The organism is Flagellimonas pacifica, from assembly GCF_900215465.1.
GTDB classification, from domain to species: Bacteria; Bacteroidota; Bacteroidia; order Flavobacteriales; family Flavobacteriaceae; genus Flagellimonas; species Flagellimonas pacifica.
Window position 1 is genome coordinate 198,610 of the sequence record NZ_OBEH01000003.1, and the last position, 16,633, is coordinate 215,242.

The 16,633-nt window shown below is 37.7% G+C and carries 18 protein-coding genes; 3 read left to right on the top strand and 15 right to left on the bottom strand.

Going from position 1 to position 16,633, the window contains the following annotated elements; genetic code table 11:
• Window positions 1-448 precede the first annotated feature (448 nt).
• From CRO15_RS10725 to CRO15_RS10745, 5 genes are all read right to left on the bottom strand, one after another.
• Window positions 449-1,030 carry a GrpB family protein gene (locus CRO15_RS10725; protein ID WP_097045830.1) on the bottom strand — a complete coding sequence of 194 codons (582 nt, stop codon included), beginning with the start codon at window positions 1,028-1,030 and terminating at the stop codon, window positions 449-451.
• A 91-nt stretch (window positions 1,031-1,121) separates the two neighbouring features.
• Window positions 1,122-1,556 (bottom strand): hypothetical protein, encoded by a 435-nt coding sequence (locus tag CRO15_RS10730; protein WP_097045831.1) that lies wholly within the window; start codon window positions 1,554-1,556, stop codon window positions 1,122-1,124.
• A gap of 93 nt (window positions 1,557-1,649) precedes the next feature.
• Window positions 1,650-1,934, bottom strand: a complete 285-nt coding sequence (locus tag CRO15_RS10735) for a hypothetical protein (RefSeq protein ID WP_097045832.1) — start codon at window positions 1,932-1,934, stop codon at window positions 1,650-1,652.
• A gap of 60 nt (window positions 1,935-1,994) precedes the next feature.
• Window positions 1,995-2,714, bottom strand: a complete 720-nt coding sequence (locus CRO15_RS19930; protein ID WP_243396951.1) for a hypothetical protein — start codon at window positions 2,712-2,714, stop codon at window positions 1,995-1,997.
• A gap of 92 nt (window positions 2,715-2,806) precedes the next feature.
• A complete protein-coding gene (locus CRO15_RS10745) occupies window positions 2,807-3,127 on the bottom strand; it encodes a hypothetical protein (RefSeq protein WP_097045833.1) in 321 nt (106 codons plus the stop codon).
• A gap of 266 nt (window positions 3,128-3,393) precedes the next feature.
• Here CRO15_RS10745 and CRO15_RS10750 point away from each other — a divergent pair, with 266 nt between their 5' ends.
• The gene (locus tag CRO15_RS10750; protein WP_097045834.1) at window positions 3,394-3,678 is read left to right on the top strand and encodes a hypothetical protein; all 285 of its coding nucleotides are present in this window, start codon (window positions 3,394-3,396) and stop codon (window positions 3,676-3,678) included.
• Between the two features lie 225 nt (window positions 3,679-3,903).
• On the opposite strand, the gene CRO15_RS10755 is transcribed toward CRO15_RS10750, so the two are convergent.
• From CRO15_RS10755 to CRO15_RS10780, 6 genes are read right to left on the bottom strand one after another with little or no spacing between them, the layout of a single operon-like run.
• Window positions 3,904-4,602: a DUF4386 domain-containing protein gene (locus CRO15_RS10755; protein WP_097045835.1), complete on the bottom strand. Its 699-nt coding sequence runs from the start codon at window positions 4,600-4,602 to the stop codon at window positions 3,904-3,906.
• A 52-nt stretch (window positions 4,603-4,654) separates the two neighbouring features.
• Window positions 4,655-5,923 (bottom strand): adenylosuccinate synthase, encoded by a 1,269-nt coding sequence (locus CRO15_RS10760; protein ID WP_097045836.1) that lies wholly within the window; start codon window positions 5,921-5,923, stop codon window positions 4,655-4,657.
• A gap of 12 nt (window positions 5,924-5,935) precedes the next feature.
• Window positions 5,936-6,394 carry a Fur family transcriptional regulator gene (locus tag CRO15_RS10765; RefSeq protein WP_097045837.1) on the bottom strand — a complete coding sequence of 153 codons (459 nt, stop codon included), beginning with the start codon at window positions 6,392-6,394 and terminating at the stop codon, window positions 5,936-5,938.
• Between the two features lie 42 nt (window positions 6,395-6,436).
• A complete protein-coding gene (locus tag CRO15_RS10770) occupies window positions 6,437-8,641 on the bottom strand; it encodes a RelA/SpoT family protein (RefSeq protein WP_097045838.1) in 2,205 nt (734 codons plus the stop codon).
• 44 nt (window positions 8,642-8,685) lie between these two features.
• A complete protein-coding gene (locus tag CRO15_RS10775) occupies window positions 8,686-9,918 on the bottom strand; it encodes a M48 family metallopeptidase (RefSeq protein ID WP_097045839.1) in 1,233 nt (410 codons plus the stop codon).
• Window positions 9,919-9,921: 3 nt separating this feature from the next.
• Window positions 9,922-10,740 carry a TrmH family RNA methyltransferase gene (locus CRO15_RS10780; protein ID WP_097045840.1) on the bottom strand — a complete coding sequence of 273 codons (819 nt, stop codon included), beginning with the start codon at window positions 10,738-10,740 and terminating at the stop codon, window positions 9,922-9,924.
• Between the two features lie 51 nt (window positions 10,741-10,791).
• Here CRO15_RS10780 and CRO15_RS10785 point away from each other — a divergent pair, with 51 nt between their 5' ends.
• Window positions 10,792-11,595 (top strand): DUF6503 family protein, encoded by an 804-nt coding sequence (locus CRO15_RS10785; protein WP_097045841.1) that lies wholly within the window; start codon window positions 10,792-10,794, stop codon window positions 11,593-11,595.
• 14 nt (window positions 11,596-11,609) lie between these two features.
• Here the strand turns inward: CRO15_RS10785 and CRO15_RS10790 are convergent, their stop codons facing one another.
• From CRO15_RS10790 to CRO15_RS10805, 4 genes are all read right to left on the bottom strand, one after another.
• Window positions 11,610-12,677, bottom strand: a complete 1,068-nt coding sequence (locus tag CRO15_RS10790) for a DUF3810 domain-containing protein (RefSeq protein ID WP_097045842.1) — start codon at window positions 12,675-12,677, stop codon at window positions 11,610-11,612.
• Between the two features lie 147 nt (window positions 12,678-12,824).
• Window positions 12,825-13,934: a peptidylprolyl isomerase gene (locus CRO15_RS10795; protein ID WP_097045843.1), complete on the bottom strand. Its 1,110-nt coding sequence runs from the start codon at window positions 13,932-13,934 to the stop codon at window positions 12,825-12,827.
• A complete protein-coding gene (gene gldI, locus CRO15_RS10800; protein ID WP_097045844.1) occupies window positions 13,931-14,497 on the bottom strand; it encodes a gliding motility-associated peptidyl-prolyl isomerase GldI in 567 nt (188 codons plus the stop codon). Before gldI ends, CRO15_RS10795 begins: the two co-directional genes overlap by 4 nt.
• The gene (locus CRO15_RS10805) at window positions 14,494-15,510 is read right to left on the bottom strand and encodes a DHH family phosphoesterase (protein ID WP_097045845.1); all 1,017 of its coding nucleotides are present in this window, start codon (window positions 15,508-15,510) and stop codon (window positions 14,494-14,496) included. Before CRO15_RS10805 ends, gldI begins: the two co-directional genes overlap by 4 nt.
• Window positions 15,511-15,586: 76 nt before the next feature.
• On the opposite strand from CRO15_RS10805, the gene CRO15_RS10810 reads away from it, so the two are divergent.
• Window positions 15,587-16,630 carry an alkaline phosphatase D family protein gene (locus CRO15_RS10810; RefSeq protein WP_097045846.1) on the top strand — a complete coding sequence of 348 codons (1,044 nt, stop codon included), beginning with the start codon at window positions 15,587-15,589 and terminating at the stop codon, window positions 16,628-16,630.
• Window positions 16,631-16,633: the final 3 nt, after the last annotated feature.

Here is a 16,633-nt window from a genome sequence, read left to right on the forward strand (position 1 = left end):
AGAGACTTTTAAATTTTGGATATTGGGGTATTCTAGTGTCTTGTTCGTGAAAAGACCAATTAAGTCAAACGCAATGACCAAAAGATATATACCAAATAACCTATTTGATAATTTGTTTTTTGTTTTGACCGTAAAAAGAAAGACGGAAAGCAGCAGCATAATAAAGACAACAATCTTCCCTATGCTTTCAATTAATTCTATTTTATTCTCCAATAATTCCTTACTAGTTTTTAAATCACCGCCAACGCTTTATGCGTAGCTATTGTATTGTGGGCTAAAAGTTATTAAATTATGATTGAACATCTTTGGTGAAGTGTGTTTTTTCCAATAGGTAAATTCAGTTCAGTTAATATTTCGTTTAAACTCAACAATGAAGTTTTGTCAATTAATTCTGTATTGATTTTCAGTTCGTTTTTTTCTGTCTTCAATATGTAATCTCCCGCAATTTTTATGTATTAGTGTTACTGATTATATCCAACGTTTCATTTACAAAATCGGTTTTCCCAAGTACGTAGGAGCCTCGGTCATTTTTAAATTTAGAAGCTAGTTCCAGTTTTAGATTTTCGTATTCCTGTGCTCTTTTACTATTTGCATTTAGATAATCCCTGAAATCAATTTGTTTCCACATCACATTATCTTTTGGGCACATATGAATATGGAAAATCTGTTCTTTTTTTCCATCTACATTGTAACCTTTTCCAAATGTGGAGTATTCCGCTATATTTTCTCTTGCCGGAACTTTAAAATGGGAATATCCCAATGCTGTGAATTCCTCAATCAGTTTTTCGTTGAACAATAGCTCTTCGGGAATCTCAATCATTAAATCAATGTAGGGTTTAGATTTTATCGAAGCTATTGATGAACTGCCAAAATGCTCAATGCGCAGTATTTTTTCTTTCCCAACTTTAGCTATTATTCTATTTTTTTCATTCTCATAGATATTTTTCCATTCAGGGTCATGGTCAACCAATTCAATAGGAAAAAGTGTGTTCCAATCCTCTTTGGTTAAATCATACAAAGTCCTTTTCATTAAATATGTAGTTTTTTTGGTTAGGTAGAATGGTTTGGATTATGATTCTTCCAAAATTACAATGAATTATTACTATTATGGAGAACTGGACCTATTGTTTGTAAAGCTCTGGTGTAACGGAAATCTCTATGGAGAGCTCTCCATTTTTGTCATAATATTTGTAGTCCAGGGTTATCTCATTGTCACGAAATATTTTTAGATCAGGGTTATTTTTAACGTTATCAACAATGTCTGATTTTATATACTTGTTTACTGTGTCAAGGTTAACTTCAGATTTTTCAATCTTTACAAGGGTATAATGATAGATAAAATTCGTTTTTCCTTTTGTTGAAGCACTATCCAATCTAGTAAATTGGTCAATTTGCATTGGGGTTTGTTTGTTCAATTCCAAAGCTGTTTTCTCCAGTTCGGAGGCAAAATCCGTTTTAAAAAGTTGCTGAACTCCGTAATAAGCCAATACAAAAGATATTATCCCGGCTATTATTCCAATTATAGTTCCTTTTTTTGATTTTCCTTCTTTGGTCATTTTGATATGAGTTGTTTTTTGGCTAGTGTAAAAGGTTCCAGCTATAATTCCACCAAAATCATAATTAATTGTGGCCGCTGTTATAAACTAACTCTAATTCATTAATACTATAAAAGCGATTGCAGCCACAACCGCAAAAGCAACTAAAAGAAAATAGAGGATTTTCGTTCTCCTATTTTCAATTTTGGCTTTTTCACGGATTGAATTCTTTATGCTTTCCAGTTCTTGCTCGTTTGCGGTTTTGAAACTTGTTTGGGTTTTTTTACCATCAGCTTTGGTATGGATTGCTTCTCTGTTTTCTTTAAATTTTACTCGGTTAGAAGGCCGTTGCTCGCGATTTTGCCTTATCCGATTGTTCATGTCCTGAATATGGGTCATCTAAATAAGCTTATGTTTTTGTTTTGGTGTAGCACAAAACCACAATGAATTTAGCCATTGTTACCCAACGCTTTTTATTATTTTCTCTATTTCTAAATCAGTCTTAATCTCTTTTCCAATTTCGGTGAATTCAAACAATAGCGGTTCTTCGGATGTGATTTTTATATAGTTATTGTCCATCAAAAGATTTAAATGCTTTCTCACTTCTTTTCGGCTAACTCCATTAGATTTTGCTGTTTCTTGAATAGAATACCACATATTTTCAATTGGTTCTTTACACTCACTCGAATGAAGCCATAATTCCTTAAAAAGTCTTTTTAATATTTTAAACTGAAATGTTGTTTGTATTCCTCTTTTTATTTTTTCAGTCCAATTTTCATCACTTGGTTCAATAATTATAGCTTTAAAATTATGTCGTTCAGATTCGATTCCAACACCTTTTGAGTCATCAATATGAATGTCAAACCCAAAAGCAGGTGGGAATTTTGACGAGTTTATATTTCGAGCTTTTAATTCACGCTGATTTTCGGTTTGATTAACTATTCGGTCAACTTTGATTCCGTAATATTTTAATGTCCGTCTTATTTTACTTTTTGTTCGAAATGACGTTGTGTAAATATGAATTCTGTTTCCTTGATTTTGTAATTCTGATATTAACTCACACGTTCCTTTTCGCATTTCTTCAATTCCGAGCAGTTTAGCAACTCCGTGCCTTTTTTCGGTTTCAAATTCTTTTCCATTAGGAATTAAGGTGCTGTCAAGGTCAAAACTGATGTTCATTTCAAATGTTGGCTAACGGTTTGTCTCTGCTATGACTTTTGGTGTGGTACAAAACTAAAATGAATTATTGCCATTGTCAGCAACTGTTTTTGTTATCTTTTGGATGTGCTAAAACCAACAATACCCCATAAAATAACTAGTCCCAACAAACCTATTTTAACGTAACCCAAAAGGACGCTAATTAAGAGTATAAAACTAAATGCTAGAGCTATCGTTTTAATGATATTTTTGCTTTTTCCTTTAGGCTTCAGCCCCTTGTAGTGTATGGACTGATTTAGAAAAATCTCATCTGATTTTTTTAAATAGTACTGAATTTCAGAATCCTCAAATCCTTTCTCTTCCATTTTCTTTTTTATATCCTCCGAGCCAAGGCCTTTTGCCCGTAGCGATACACTATAATCCAATTTATTCATTTAATCCAAATTGTGACTAACTCGTTTATAAACACAATTTACCCTTTTTACACGATTAACCTTTGGTTACCTAAAGATAAATCCCACTATTTTGTTTTAAGCCGTATCTTTGAGGCGCGAAACGTATTATTGTAGATGCCTACAACCATGGTCGAACTAGATATAGGATAGGCAAATGGGTACAAACCCCTAGAATATTCAAGGCAATGCCTTTATACATTCTACAACACCCTTTTCCTTTTGTTTAACTTTTTAATCACCTTGTTATGAGAAATGGTGAAGATGGTCAGCGGTGTCCCAAATGTAATTCGCCCATGGCTACGGATGATACACGGCACGTATCAAAAATTTCCCAGCTGCTCACTCCGGCACAAGTAAAATTGTTGGAATATGTGGATGCCCTGGATGGCCCTGATCGGGTAAAAGCCCTAAAATGGGTGCATGATGTGGCCATCTACAACTCCCAAGAAACCTTGTATGAAGAAGAAAAAGACGCCCTGTACCAAGTAAAGGTGCTTTGGCAGCTTATTGAGGGTATTTTGGAAGTGTAATGTTGCAGAACTGTCATCCTGAGCTTGTGGAAGGATGGTTTCTAACGTATCGAAACGCACTTTGACAGGCTCAGTGTGACATGGCTTAGGATGACAGGGAAGGTGGCTTGATGCCAACATCAAGACGGAAGGGATGCAATGTACCCCTCCGTCCACTTTTGGTAGACACCTCCCCCTAAATATGGGGATGAATCCTATATATTGAACATTAGTTCCAAATTGCTGTTATTCGGGAACGGCTAGCTGTAACTTTCGGCCCTTTACCAGCAACCATACCATAAATACCAGTTCTCCAAAGAAGGTAAAGAACAAAAAGCTTAAATCAGTAGTTGGGCTAAAAAAGGCGCCCAAGGTGTGAATCACGTAGCCCAATCCCGCAATCAATAACAGGATTCCAAAGATTTTGGGAACATACTGCGCTTTTAACACCAAATAGCCCAATAAAACCAGATATATCCCAAAAATAATCAGTCCAAAAGACCATTCCAACCGAAAGGAATCTATGTGCAATTGTACGGATTCTGCCCATTGTATGTTTGTGGAGTCACCTGAGGTTTGCACTAGGGCAAGTATCTTCATCAAATTGGCCAGTGCTACTAGGTACATGGCGGTATAGATCAACCGAAACCATGCTACAAGCAACGAAAAGTACCGCATTACGGGTTTTAGAAAAAGGTATAGTGCCCAGGCCACCACAATATCGCAGAGCAAAGTAAAGAGATGTAGAAAAATACCTGTGGAGAACAACAGTTTTTCATTGCTGATGTTTTCTGCTGTGGCAGCAGCATCATCGCCAATAAGTTTTGGAAAAATATAAAATTCGGCAAAAGGTACGGTAAGTGTCATGAGCAATAAGCCCAACCCGGCAATCAGTGCCGCTTTACCTATGGTAAATGTTTGGTTGGTTGTTGTTGGTGCATCCATTATGATCAGTTTTTTATTAAGACTAATCACCAAGGATTTTGTTACTACAACCTTATCTATTTATGGTCTGTACCCTATCCGGCCCTACAGAAACTATTTTGATGGGCACATTCAATTGCTCCTCCAAAAATGCAATATAGTCGTTAAGCGCTGGTGGCAGCTCTTCGGCCTTGGTCATTTTGGTCAAGTCTTTGGCCCAACCTTTCAGTTCTGTATAAACAGGGGTGATATTTTCACTTTCTATATTATAGGGTAGGTGTTGTATTTCCTCTCCTTTGTATTTGTATGCGGTACAAACCTTTATGGTTTTGAACCCACTCAATACATCCGCCTTCATCATCATTAGTTCGGTAACACCATTGATCTGCACGGCATATTTAAGAGCTACGAGATCTAGCCATCCGCAACGTCTGGCTCGTCCGGTAGTGGCGCCAAACTCATTCCCCACGCGGCCCATGGTCTCACCGTCTTCATCAAAAAGTTCGGTAGGGAAGGGGCCACTGCCCACTCTAGTGGTGTAGGCCTTAAAAATTCCCAATACCCTTCCAATTTTGTTAGGTGCTACGCCCAAGCCTGTACAAGCCCCGGCTGCAGTGGTGTTGGAAGAGGTCACAAAAGGATAAGTTCCAAAATCAATGTCTAACAACGAACCTTGAGCACCCTCTGCCAATATTTTTTTGCCCTCGGCCTGAGCCTTGAACATATATTCTTCACTATCAATAAAAGTGAGTTTTTTCAGTTTTTCAACGGCTTCAAAAAACTCGGTCTCCAACTCGGCCAAATCATATTGGATATCTACATTATAGAACCCGATCATGGCTTCATGTTTATCGGCCAATGTGCGGTACTTTGTTTTCCAATTGTCAAACTCCAAATCCCCAACACGCATTCCGTTTCTGCCTGTTTTGTCCATATAAGTTGGGCCAATACCCTTTAGGGTAGATCCAATCTTGGCTTTTCCCTTGGCTGTTTCAGAAGCGGCATCCAACAAACGGTGTGTTGGCAAAATAAGATGGGCCTTTCTTGAGATCAATAACTTGGAAACAATATCTATGTTGAACTTATCAAGGTTGTCCAGTTCCTTTTTAAAGATTACCGGATCAATAACCACACCGTTACCCACAATGTTCATGGCATTTTTATGAAAAATTCCCGAAGGTATGGTATGCAGAACATGCTTTATGCCGTCAAACTCCAAAGTGTGCCCTGCGTTGGGGCCTCCTTGAAAGCGGGCTATTATATCATAATCTTTGGTAAGTACATCAACAATTTTTCCTTTTCCCTCGTCTCCCCATTGGAGTCCAAGCAATAAATCTACCATGAAGTATATTGGTTATTCAGTTAGGTTTTCTTCTTCTTTGTTTCGTGTTCCGTAGAAATAGAGTGAGTGGTTATTGATTTTTATGTCAAAAACCTCTTCAATTGTTTTTTTGATGGATTGGATACGGGGGTCGCAAAACTCTACCACCTCTCCAGTGTCCGTTAGGATAACATGATCGTGTTGCCGGTCAAAATAGGATTTTTCATATTGCGCCTGATTTTTCCCGAACTGATGCTTGCGTACGAGTTTACAGTCCAATAAAAGTTCAATGGTGTTATACAAAGTGGCACGACTGACCCTATAATTTTTGGTCTTCATTTTAATATAGAGCGATTCTACATCAAAATGATCATCACTATCATAAATTTCCTGTAAAATGGCGTAGCGTTCAGGTGTTTTTCTATGCCCCTTTTCCTCTAGGAAGGAAGTGAACACATTTTTTACAATTTCCTGATTTTTATTGTTCCCCATAGCTTTCTCACCTATGCTAAATGACAAAGGTACAGCTAAAAATTAAATTCTGGTCACTTTGTCTATCCCTTCAACCTGCTTTAAATTATTGATCAGTTTTTTAAGGATATTGTTGTTTTTCACAACAAGGGTTATTTTTCCTTTAAAAGTACCACCATCTGCACTAAAATTAAGGTTACGCATGTTCACGTGCATATTGTCAGATATGATATTGGTAATATCATTGACCAATCCTAAATTGTCTATTCCAGTAATTTGAACATCAGCGGTAAATTCCTCTTGGCTGGAATCTATCCATTTGGCAGACATGATCCTGTATGCATAATGGGATTGTAGTGAAATGGCATTGGGGCAGTTCTTTTTGTGTACCTTAATACCATCGTTTACGCTTACAAAACCAAAAACATCATCCCCGGGAATTGGATTGCAGCACTGGGAAAGTTTATAGGTCAATTTTTCCTCTTCCTTTCCAAATACGAGCATGTCATATTTAGTGGTAATTTCTTCTTTGTCTACATCCTTGAGCTTAGGATTTCTTCTTATTTTACTTTTAAAGAAATTAAGAAAGGCATTGTGATAGGAGGAGGCAAAATCTTTTATCCGTTCGTTGTCAATAACCCCTATTCCCACGCGATAAAAAAGGTCCAAACTAGTTTTTAGCTTGAAAAAGGTAACCAGTTTATTTACGGTATCCTCGTTCAACGTAATTTTTTGCGACTTTAATTTTCTACGCAAAACTTCTTTCCCATCGGAAGCAATACTCTTTTTTTCCTCACTTAATGAGGATTTGATTTTTGACCGAGCTCTTGCGGTCTGGGCATAATCCAACCAACTTTGGTTGGGTTTGGCACTTTCTGAAGTAATAATCTCAACCTGATCGCCACTATGCAATTCCGATCCTAGCGGGACCAATTTTCCATTGACCCGCGCTCCCCGGGTTTTCATGCCTACTTCGGTATGGATATGAAAGGCAAAATCCAAAGGAGTGGCACCCTTAGGCATTGATTTTAGATCTCCTTTGGGGGTAAACACAAATATTTCCTTGGAGTAGAGGTTCAGTTTAAATTCTTCTACAAAGTCAACTGCATTGCTGTTGGAAGTTTCCAAAGCTTCTTGTAATCTATTCAACCAACCTTCTATACCTTGTTCTTTTTGTTCACCATGCTTGTATTTAAAATGGGCGGCATAGCCTTTTTCAGCAATTTCATGCATTCGATCACTTCGTATCTGTACCTCTACCCATTTTCCCTTGGGACCCATTACGGTAATATGCAAGGCTTCATATCCTGTGGATTTTGGAGAAGTAATCCAATCCCTAAGTCGAATGGGATTAGGAGTGAAATGATCCGTTACAATGGAGTATATTTTCCAGGCAAGGAACTTTTCATTCTTTCTATCTGATTTATAGGTGATCCTAATGGCAAATTTGTCATATACTTCATCAAAAGAAACATTTTGGGCCTTCATTTTTCTTCGAATAGAAAAAATGGATTTCATCCGCCCTTTTATATCATAATTAAGACCTTCCTTGTCCAGTGAGGTTCTAATCACATCGGCAAAATCCTCAATATAGGCCAATTGATCTTCCTCGGTATCCTCAATTTTTGCTTGTATATCATTATAGACCTCTGGCTCGGTATATTTTAGGCTTAAATCCTCAAGATGCGTTTTAATATTGTAGAGCCCAATACGATGGGCCAATGGAGCATAAATATAGAGCGTTTCCGATGCTATTTTTACCTGCTTGTGCTCTGGCATGGAATCCATAGTGAGCATGTTGTGGTAGCGATCGGCAATTTTTATGATGATAACCCTGACATCGTCATGCAAAGTCAATAGCATTTTTCTGAAATTCTCAGCTTGCTGACTGATGTCCTTATCCTTTTTAAGGTGGGAAATCTTGGTAAGTCCATCCACAATTCGTGCAACAGTATCACCAAACATACGCTCAATGTCAGCAAGCGTGTATGGTGTATCCTCAACAACATCATGGAGGAGGGCAGAGGCAATGGAAACGGCATCCAGCCCTATTTTTGAAGCAACGATCTTGGCAACGGCAATGGGATGGAAGATATAGGCTTCACCAGATTTTCTGCGTTGGTCTTTGTGGGCATCTACGGCAACATCAAACGCAGAGCGTATCAACTTCTTGTCCTCTTTGGTCAAGGTTTGATAACTTATACGAAGCAATTCTTTGTATTGCTTAGCTATCTCTTTGTTTTCTTTTTCAATCGCAGCCTCCGTCATAGTATATTAAAGTTAGCATAATCTTTAAAGCTAACCAACAAAAATTATGCCTTTAAGTTTCTAATTCGCTCTACAAGAGGTGGGTGTGAATAATGCACAAAAACATAGACAGGATGTGGGGTAAGATTGCTCAAACTGTTTTTGGACAGTTTTTTTAATGAGGTTACCAAGGGCATGGCGGCAAACGTGTTTTTTGCATAATCATCGGCTTGGAACTCAAATTTTCTGGACATATAGTTCATGGCCAATCCTGTAATCTCTGAAATGGGGCTGTAGAGTAGCGCAAAACCGACCAACCCAGCATGAAAACTTGGTGTGGAGACCCCAATGGCCAATGATACTTCTGGAATATTGATGAAAAGTGAAAGAATATATAAGGTAAAACCCATCAATCCCAAAGAGGCCACTAAGTTGAAAATGATATGTCTTCGTTTATAATGCCCTACTTCATGTGCTAGAACGGCCACGATTTCCTCCTCATTAAGATCGTTGATCAAGGTATCGAACAAGGTGACTCTTTTTTCCTTTCCAAATCCTGAAAAATAGGCATTCGCTTTAGTGGACCGTTTGGACCCATCAATCACAAAAATATTTTTGAGGTCGAAACCAACTTTTTTAGCGTAACCCTCAATGGCACTTTTTAAACTTCCTTCTTGCAAAGGCGTCTGTTTGTTGAAAAGCGGTACAATCAATCTACTGTAGAATAAATTCATAAATAGGATAACTGATCCAATCAAAATCCAGGTGTATATCCAGAAATTGGGACCTGTCCATTCGTAAAAGAGTATAAAAAGTGCTAATATCCCCCCACCAAAAACCGTGGTAAGAATGGCACCTTTTATTTTATCCAAAACGAACAGCTTTTTGGTCGTTTTGTTAAATCCGTAGCGTTCTTCAATCACAAAAGTTTGATAATACGAAAAGGGCAACCCAAGAATACTGCTTCCCAATAATATGATTCCGAAGAAAATCAAAGCCATGGGGATGGTTTCCACTGAAAATGAACGGGTGAAGCTATCTATCCACTCAAATCCACCAAACAATAAAAAACAAAGTGTCAAAATCAATGAAAAACCATCTGAAAACAATCCAAATTGATAATTGGTCTTTTTGTAGTGTTGTGATTTTTGATATTCATCATCATTGAACACATCACTTAATTCGCCCGGAACATTAGATTTAAATCTTTTCGCGTTAAGGTATTCCAATATTTGGTGAACCAAATATTGTACTATCAAAATGCTGATGATGATGTAGAAGAGAGTAGTTTTTTCCATAGGCTAGAATCCGCGTTGCCGCTTCGCTTCAAATATAAGTATTGCAGCCGATACAGAAACGTTCATGGAATCGATTTCCCCTTGCATGGGTATAATCACATTTTGATTGGCGTTTTGTAACCATGTTTGGGTCAAGCCGGTTGCTTCTGTGCCAACAACAATGGCAGTGGCTTCTCCAAAATTGCAATCCACATAATTTTTGGATGCGGTTAGTGCGGCACAATAGATATTGATTCCTTCTGTTTTCAAAAACTGTATGATTTCTTCGGTTGTACCGATACCAATTTGATTGGTGAACACACAGCCCACACTGGAACGGATAATATTGGGGTTGTATATATCGGATTTAGGGTTTGCGATAAGTACGGCATCCACAGCTGCTGCATCAGCAGTACGTAACAATGCACCAATATTGCCCGGTTTTTCTGGAGCTTCTGCCACAAGAATTAACGGGTTTTGATTTTTGAACTGGATTTTTTGTAAGGAATGGTCCTTGGATTTTACAATGGCCAGTATACCTTCTGTCGTTTCTCTGTACGCTATTTTCTCATACACTGATTTTGCCAGTTGAATGAATTGGATATTTGGATTTTCTGAAATGGAATTTTTAGAAAAATCAATAAGGATTTCAGGACAGAAAAAAATGGTCTCTATAATATATTCTCCTTTTTCGACGAGTTCAATCTCCCGTTTTCCTTCTACAATAAAAAGCCCGGTTTTCCTTCGTTCTCTAGACTTTTCCTTAAGCAGTACTACTTTCTTTATTAAAGGGTTTTGCGCACTGCTGATGAGTTTGGTTTCCTTCACGACCCAAAAATACATATTCTTGTAATCTTAGAAGATCAATTCCGACAAAGGCGCAAACTAGAAACAATGAAAAAAGCAATCATCCTTTTTTTTGCACTTGCCATTGGAGCATGTAAGCAAGGTTCAAAAAAAGAGGAAATCAAGGAGAATACCCAAGTAATGAAAGTGGAGTCAGCTCCAATGTTCACAGAAGCGTTGGCAAAGGTTTTTGATACTCATGGTGGATTAAATATGTGGAGGGCCCAACGTACTCTAACATACGAAATGCCCAAAACGGATTTTACCGAGACCCATACCATAGATTTATGGAGTAGAAGGGATAGGGTGGACACGCCGCAATTTTCCATGGGATTTGATGGTAACCAAGTGTGGTTGCTGGATACTGATAAAGAGTATAAGGGAGACGCAGGGTTTTACCATAATCTGATGTTCTATTTTTACGCTATGCCTTTTGTTTTGGCAGATGATGGTATAAATTATAGCAAAACAGAAGCATTGGAGTATGAAGGAAAAAGTTACCCAGGAGTAAGTATTTCATATAATTCTGGAATTGGAACCTCTCCCAAGGATGAATATTTTATTCATTTTGACCCTGAAACCAACAAAATGTCTTGGTTAGGGTATACCGTAACCTATAGGACGGGAGAAGTCTCAGATAATGTAAAATGGATTCGATATAATGATTGGCAAGAAATTGATGGTCTTACCCTTCCAAAATCGATTACATGGTACAATTATGAAGGAACAAAGATTTTAGATGCCAGAAATACAGTGCAGTTTGAGAACATTTCACTAAGTAAAATGGGCATGCCTGAGAGCTTTTATGCAAAACCGGAATCGGCCATTTGGATAGAATCAAAAAAGAATTAATACGGGAGGCTAACTCAAAACCCGTTTCGGTCGTGGTAGCTTATCAATAGCCCCACGACCGAATTATAGCTTTTAATACCCTCTTCTTGGTTGTTTGCTTTTAAAAAAGTGTTGAAAATTGATTTAAAAACTGGTTCCAACGGGTTTTCATATTGCTGCCAAAACTCGGATACTTCTTTGAAGTTTTTTTTGACTCCCGGATTGAGTTTAGGTAATACTTCATGAAGCTTTGTCTCGTCTTTTCTTGATAAATCAGATAAGCAATAAGCAAGAGCATTGGAATATGCAGCGTATTTAAAATAAGGGTCGCTATGTTTGGCGGTGACCAAAAAACCAATAAAATTGGTTGCATCTTCAGCCGAGTACCCTAACTGATGTCCAATTTCGTGTCCGCTTACAGTTGGTAACCTGAACATGGGGGTTTTGCCATTTACCTGTGCCTCATTTGAAAAAGGGTTCAAGTACCCACCATAACCCATATAAGTAAGTGGTAAACTATAGATGGAAGCTTTAATACTGGGTTTTTTGTATTCAAAACTGGCATAAGTGTTCTTGAGATTGATGTAACCTTCTTCGGTTTTTTGGAATATTTCCCTTTGGGAATAAGGAATTTTTACAGCTTCAATAGTATCCCCGGTGATTTCGGTTTGATATTGATTCGATTTTTCTATAAGATATTCAGTAAAGGATGTCAATTGTTCCTTTGTATATTCTTTTTCAATGTTCAATTTCCAAGTAATGGGTTGCCGGTAATAGTTCATTCCCCAAAGCAGATGAAATGCAAAATAGACAATGGACAGCACCACAATAATATTCTTTAGGAAGAGCAATGGGCTTCTTTTTATGGATTTCCAATTGCGGTACACATATCTGGCTGCCAAAACAAAAAGTACGGTATACAAAAGATCCCCTACGGAAAAGGGAATCCACCCAAAAAGCATTCTTAAAAATTGTGAGATACTCGGATATATTCCATTACTGTAATAATCCTCAACAAAATCTGGATAGCTTCCAATCCACTTCACCAGAATAATTTGCACTGGAAGTGCTATGGCAATAATTGTCTTGGTCTTTTGTTCCATTAAATGGTGCGAAGATGTATTTGGAACTTCTAATCTAATCCTTAATTCTTAGATTCCCAATAAGGTTGGCCATCTTAACAAACCTTTGTGTAAAAATAAAAAAGCGGCACATTTGTGCCGCTTTTTTATTTTTGAATCCATTTTATTTTATTCTTGGATACCGGTAATCTCCAAATCAAAGATTAAATCGGAATTTGGAGGTATTGGACCACCACCTTGTGGGCCTAAGCCTAAATGCGAAGGTAAAAAAGCCCGAATTTTATCACCGACCTTCATGGTAAGGAGAGCTTCTCTAAATCCTGGGAACAACCTCGCTTCCGGGCTATAATCCATAGGTACTGACATGTAACCTCCACCTTGCTTTCTTCTGGAGTCGAACTTATTGAACTTTGTGGCTACTTCTTCAAGGTTACTGTCAAACAATGTTCCATTGGGTAACCAACCTGCATAGTTGACCAAAACTTTTTGACCAACTTTGGGTTGCTCACCTTCTCCTTTGACCAAAGTGTAAATCTTAAGTCCAGAAGGAGTTTCTTCAGCTTCCTCTTTTTGTTTGGCTAATTCAGCAACAAAATCTTCCATCATTTTTTTATTTGCTGCTTCGGCAGCTTCTTCCTGTGCAAAGTAGTCGGTCATAATTTGAACGGCGTCAAACTTCTTGGCTTCCTTACCATTTCTTACAATCTCAACTTTGTTCATGATTACATTAACTTTTGGTTTGTTAGCTGGTGTAAGAACTTCAACATTTGCTATAGTGTCAACAACATCCATTCCGCTTACCACTTCACCAAAAACTGTATGTTTTCCATCTAGCCAAGGGGTTTCCTTGTGAGTGATGAAAAATTGACTTCCGTTGGTCTTTGGTCCTGAATTGGCCATGGACAGAATTCCCTTTTTGGTATGCGCTAGAGAATCATGGAATTCATCTTTGAACTTGTATCCGGGATTTCCCCTTCCAGTACCGGAGGGGTCACCTCCTTGAATCATGAAATCTTTAATGATTCTATGAAATATAATGCCATCGTAATACTTTTTCCCTTTAAGGCTATCACTAACAAATGGGCTGCTTCCTTCGGCAAGTGCCACAAAATTGGCAACGGTCACTGGAGTTTTTTCATGCTCCAGTTTAACAATAATATCCCCTCTGCTGGTTTGTATATCGGCGAAGATTCCATCTCCTAAATCTGCATATTTGCTGGACTTACATCCAAGGAGTATGATTGAAAATAGAGTGATTAAAACAAGTGACTGTTTCATTGATTTTCTGTTTTTAAGTTTAAACTATCTTGATTTATAATGATTGTATGTAATTCTATTGTAGATTTTAAAGGTGTTTTGGGACCAATGGCGCTTCCGTCACCATGATATCCATAAGCTTGCAAAGATGGGAATAAAAATGTGGCCCGTTCATTAATTTTAAGCAGTTTGACTGCGTTTTGCAAACCAGGAAACAATTGTTCTTTATCTACTACATAGGAGGTCGGACCCATATCTTTCATGGTGTATAGGGTGTCATTGCCAAAAGTGACCAAGTTGTAGGAAAAAAGTATTTGATCATTGGTCTTTGGAGTATAAATCGAATTTTGATTCTTGGTATCAAAATAATACCAAAACCCGCTTGGGCTGGCTATGTAGTTGTGAACAGTGTCTTTGGCTATAATACTTTGTATTATTTTTTCTTCCGCTTGCAGCAGCTGCTTATTTCTTTCAACTGATTCTTTAAAAAAGCTGCCAGATTTGACCTTTACAGGTTTTCTTGGTTCGGGGCCGCCACAATTTACCAATAGGAATGCCATAAAAAGAAAGAATATTGTTCTCATGGATTTAATTGGCTTTTGTATGTTTTTAGAATTTTATTAAGCTTTTCAATGGTTTCTTTCATGCTCAGTTCGCTTCTTCCTCCCGCAGCATTATCGTGACCTCCACCATTAAAGTGTTTTCTCGCAAATTCATTTACAGAAAAATCACCAATAGAACGGAATGAAATTTTGATAATGCCCTCTTCACGGTTTTCAATGAAAATCATGGCAAAAATAATCCCTTCCAAAGTCAATCCATAATTCACGAAACCTTCAGTGTCACCTTTTTTAAAATCATTTTCGTCCAATTCTTGCTGTGTCAAAGTAATATAAGCGGTACGGTATTCTGGCAAAATGACCATATTGCTTAGTGCCACTCCCAATAAATGGAGTCGTGAGGGTGAGTTGGTATCGAAAACTTGTTGATGGATTTTCATGTTATCTGCTCCCCGATCAATTAAATCAGCGACAACTCTGTGTGTTCTGCTAGAGGTTGACCTATATTTGAATGAACCTGTGTCAGTCATAATCCCTGTATATAAATTGGTAGCGATATCCTTTGTGATGGTATCCAATGCTCCCAAAAATTCCATGAAATTATAAACCATCTCACAGGTGGAACTCATGCTGACATCGGAATAAGTGACTGTAGCATAATCGCTTGGCTGTTGATGGTGGTCAATCATTATAAAATCTGCACTTTTCTCCTGTAGCACCTTATCCAACTGCCCGGTTCTGGATAAATCATTGAAGTCAAGAGTAAATACAACCGTTGCCTCTTCCAATGATCTTTTGGCTTCGGTATTTTCTCTTTCATAGTTAAGGATAGAGCCACTGCTTGGCATCCATTTTAGAAATTTTGGATAATCATTGGGGGTTATGACCGTAGCTTCATGACCTTTTTCCAATAGGAAACTTTGCAACCCCAAACATGAACCAATGGCGTCGCCATCCGGGTTTTTATGAGGTATGATTACGATTTTTTGGGGTTTGGAAAGAATAGACCGTACTGTCTGTATATCCTCTAAATTCATGCGGTCAAAGATACAATAATATAATAATGGGGTAACTTATGAAAATCTATTTTTGTGGATATGGTAATTTGAAGCTATGCGATATATTTTTCTTTCATTGAGTTTTTTTGTTTTCTTATTTGGTTGTAGATCTAAGGAAAAAGAACCTCTTTCCTCTCAAGTAGGCAGCGAGGGTTTGGACTCTATTTTTGTGATTGCCTTTGGTTCCTGTAATAAACAGAATATTCCAAATCCATTTTGGGATGATATTTTGGACCAACATCCTGATGTATGGATATGGGGTGGAGATAACATTTATGCTGATACGGACAATATGAATGAGCTACAATCCATGTACGGGTCGCAAAACAATAATGAAGGATATAGGCTTTTAAAATCAAAAGTTCCAGTTATAGGTACCTGGGATGACCATGATTATGGAGTGAATGATGGAGGGGAGGAATTTTTGATGAAAAAAGAAAGCCAACAATTGTTTTTGGATTTTATGGGGATTCCAAAAGATGACAAAAGAAGGGAGCAAGAGGGGGTCTATGCATCGCATACGTTCAGCCTACCTAAAGGTAAGGTCAAAATTATGGTGTTGGATACAAGGTATTTTAGAAGTCAACTTGAAAAAGATGAAAATCCAAATAGGAGATACAAACCAAATAATTCAGATGATGCGACCATTTTAGGTATGTCCCAGTGGAGATGGTTGAAAAGGGAACTGGAAACTTCAGAAGCGGATTTCAACCTTATAGTTACCAGTATTCAGTTTTTGTCCAGAGAGCATGGTTTTGAAGCTTGGGGTAATTTTCCAAAGGAAATAGAAAAACTGGAAGAACTTATAACAACATCAAAAGCTAAAGGTGTAATGATTTTATCTGGTGACCGTCATATTTCTGAATTCTCGGCCAGTACCTTGGATGGGATGTCATATCCCCTTATCGATTTTACAAGTAGTGGACTTACTCATTCATATTCCAGTTTTCATGGGGAACCTAATCAATTTAGAATTGGGGAGGTGGTATCTGTACCAAGTTATGGACTCATTGAGCTTAATTTGAAAAAGAGGGAGGCCTATTTTAAAATAATGGGAGAAAATGATAAGGTTTTTCAAGAATTAAAACAGGCCTACTAATGC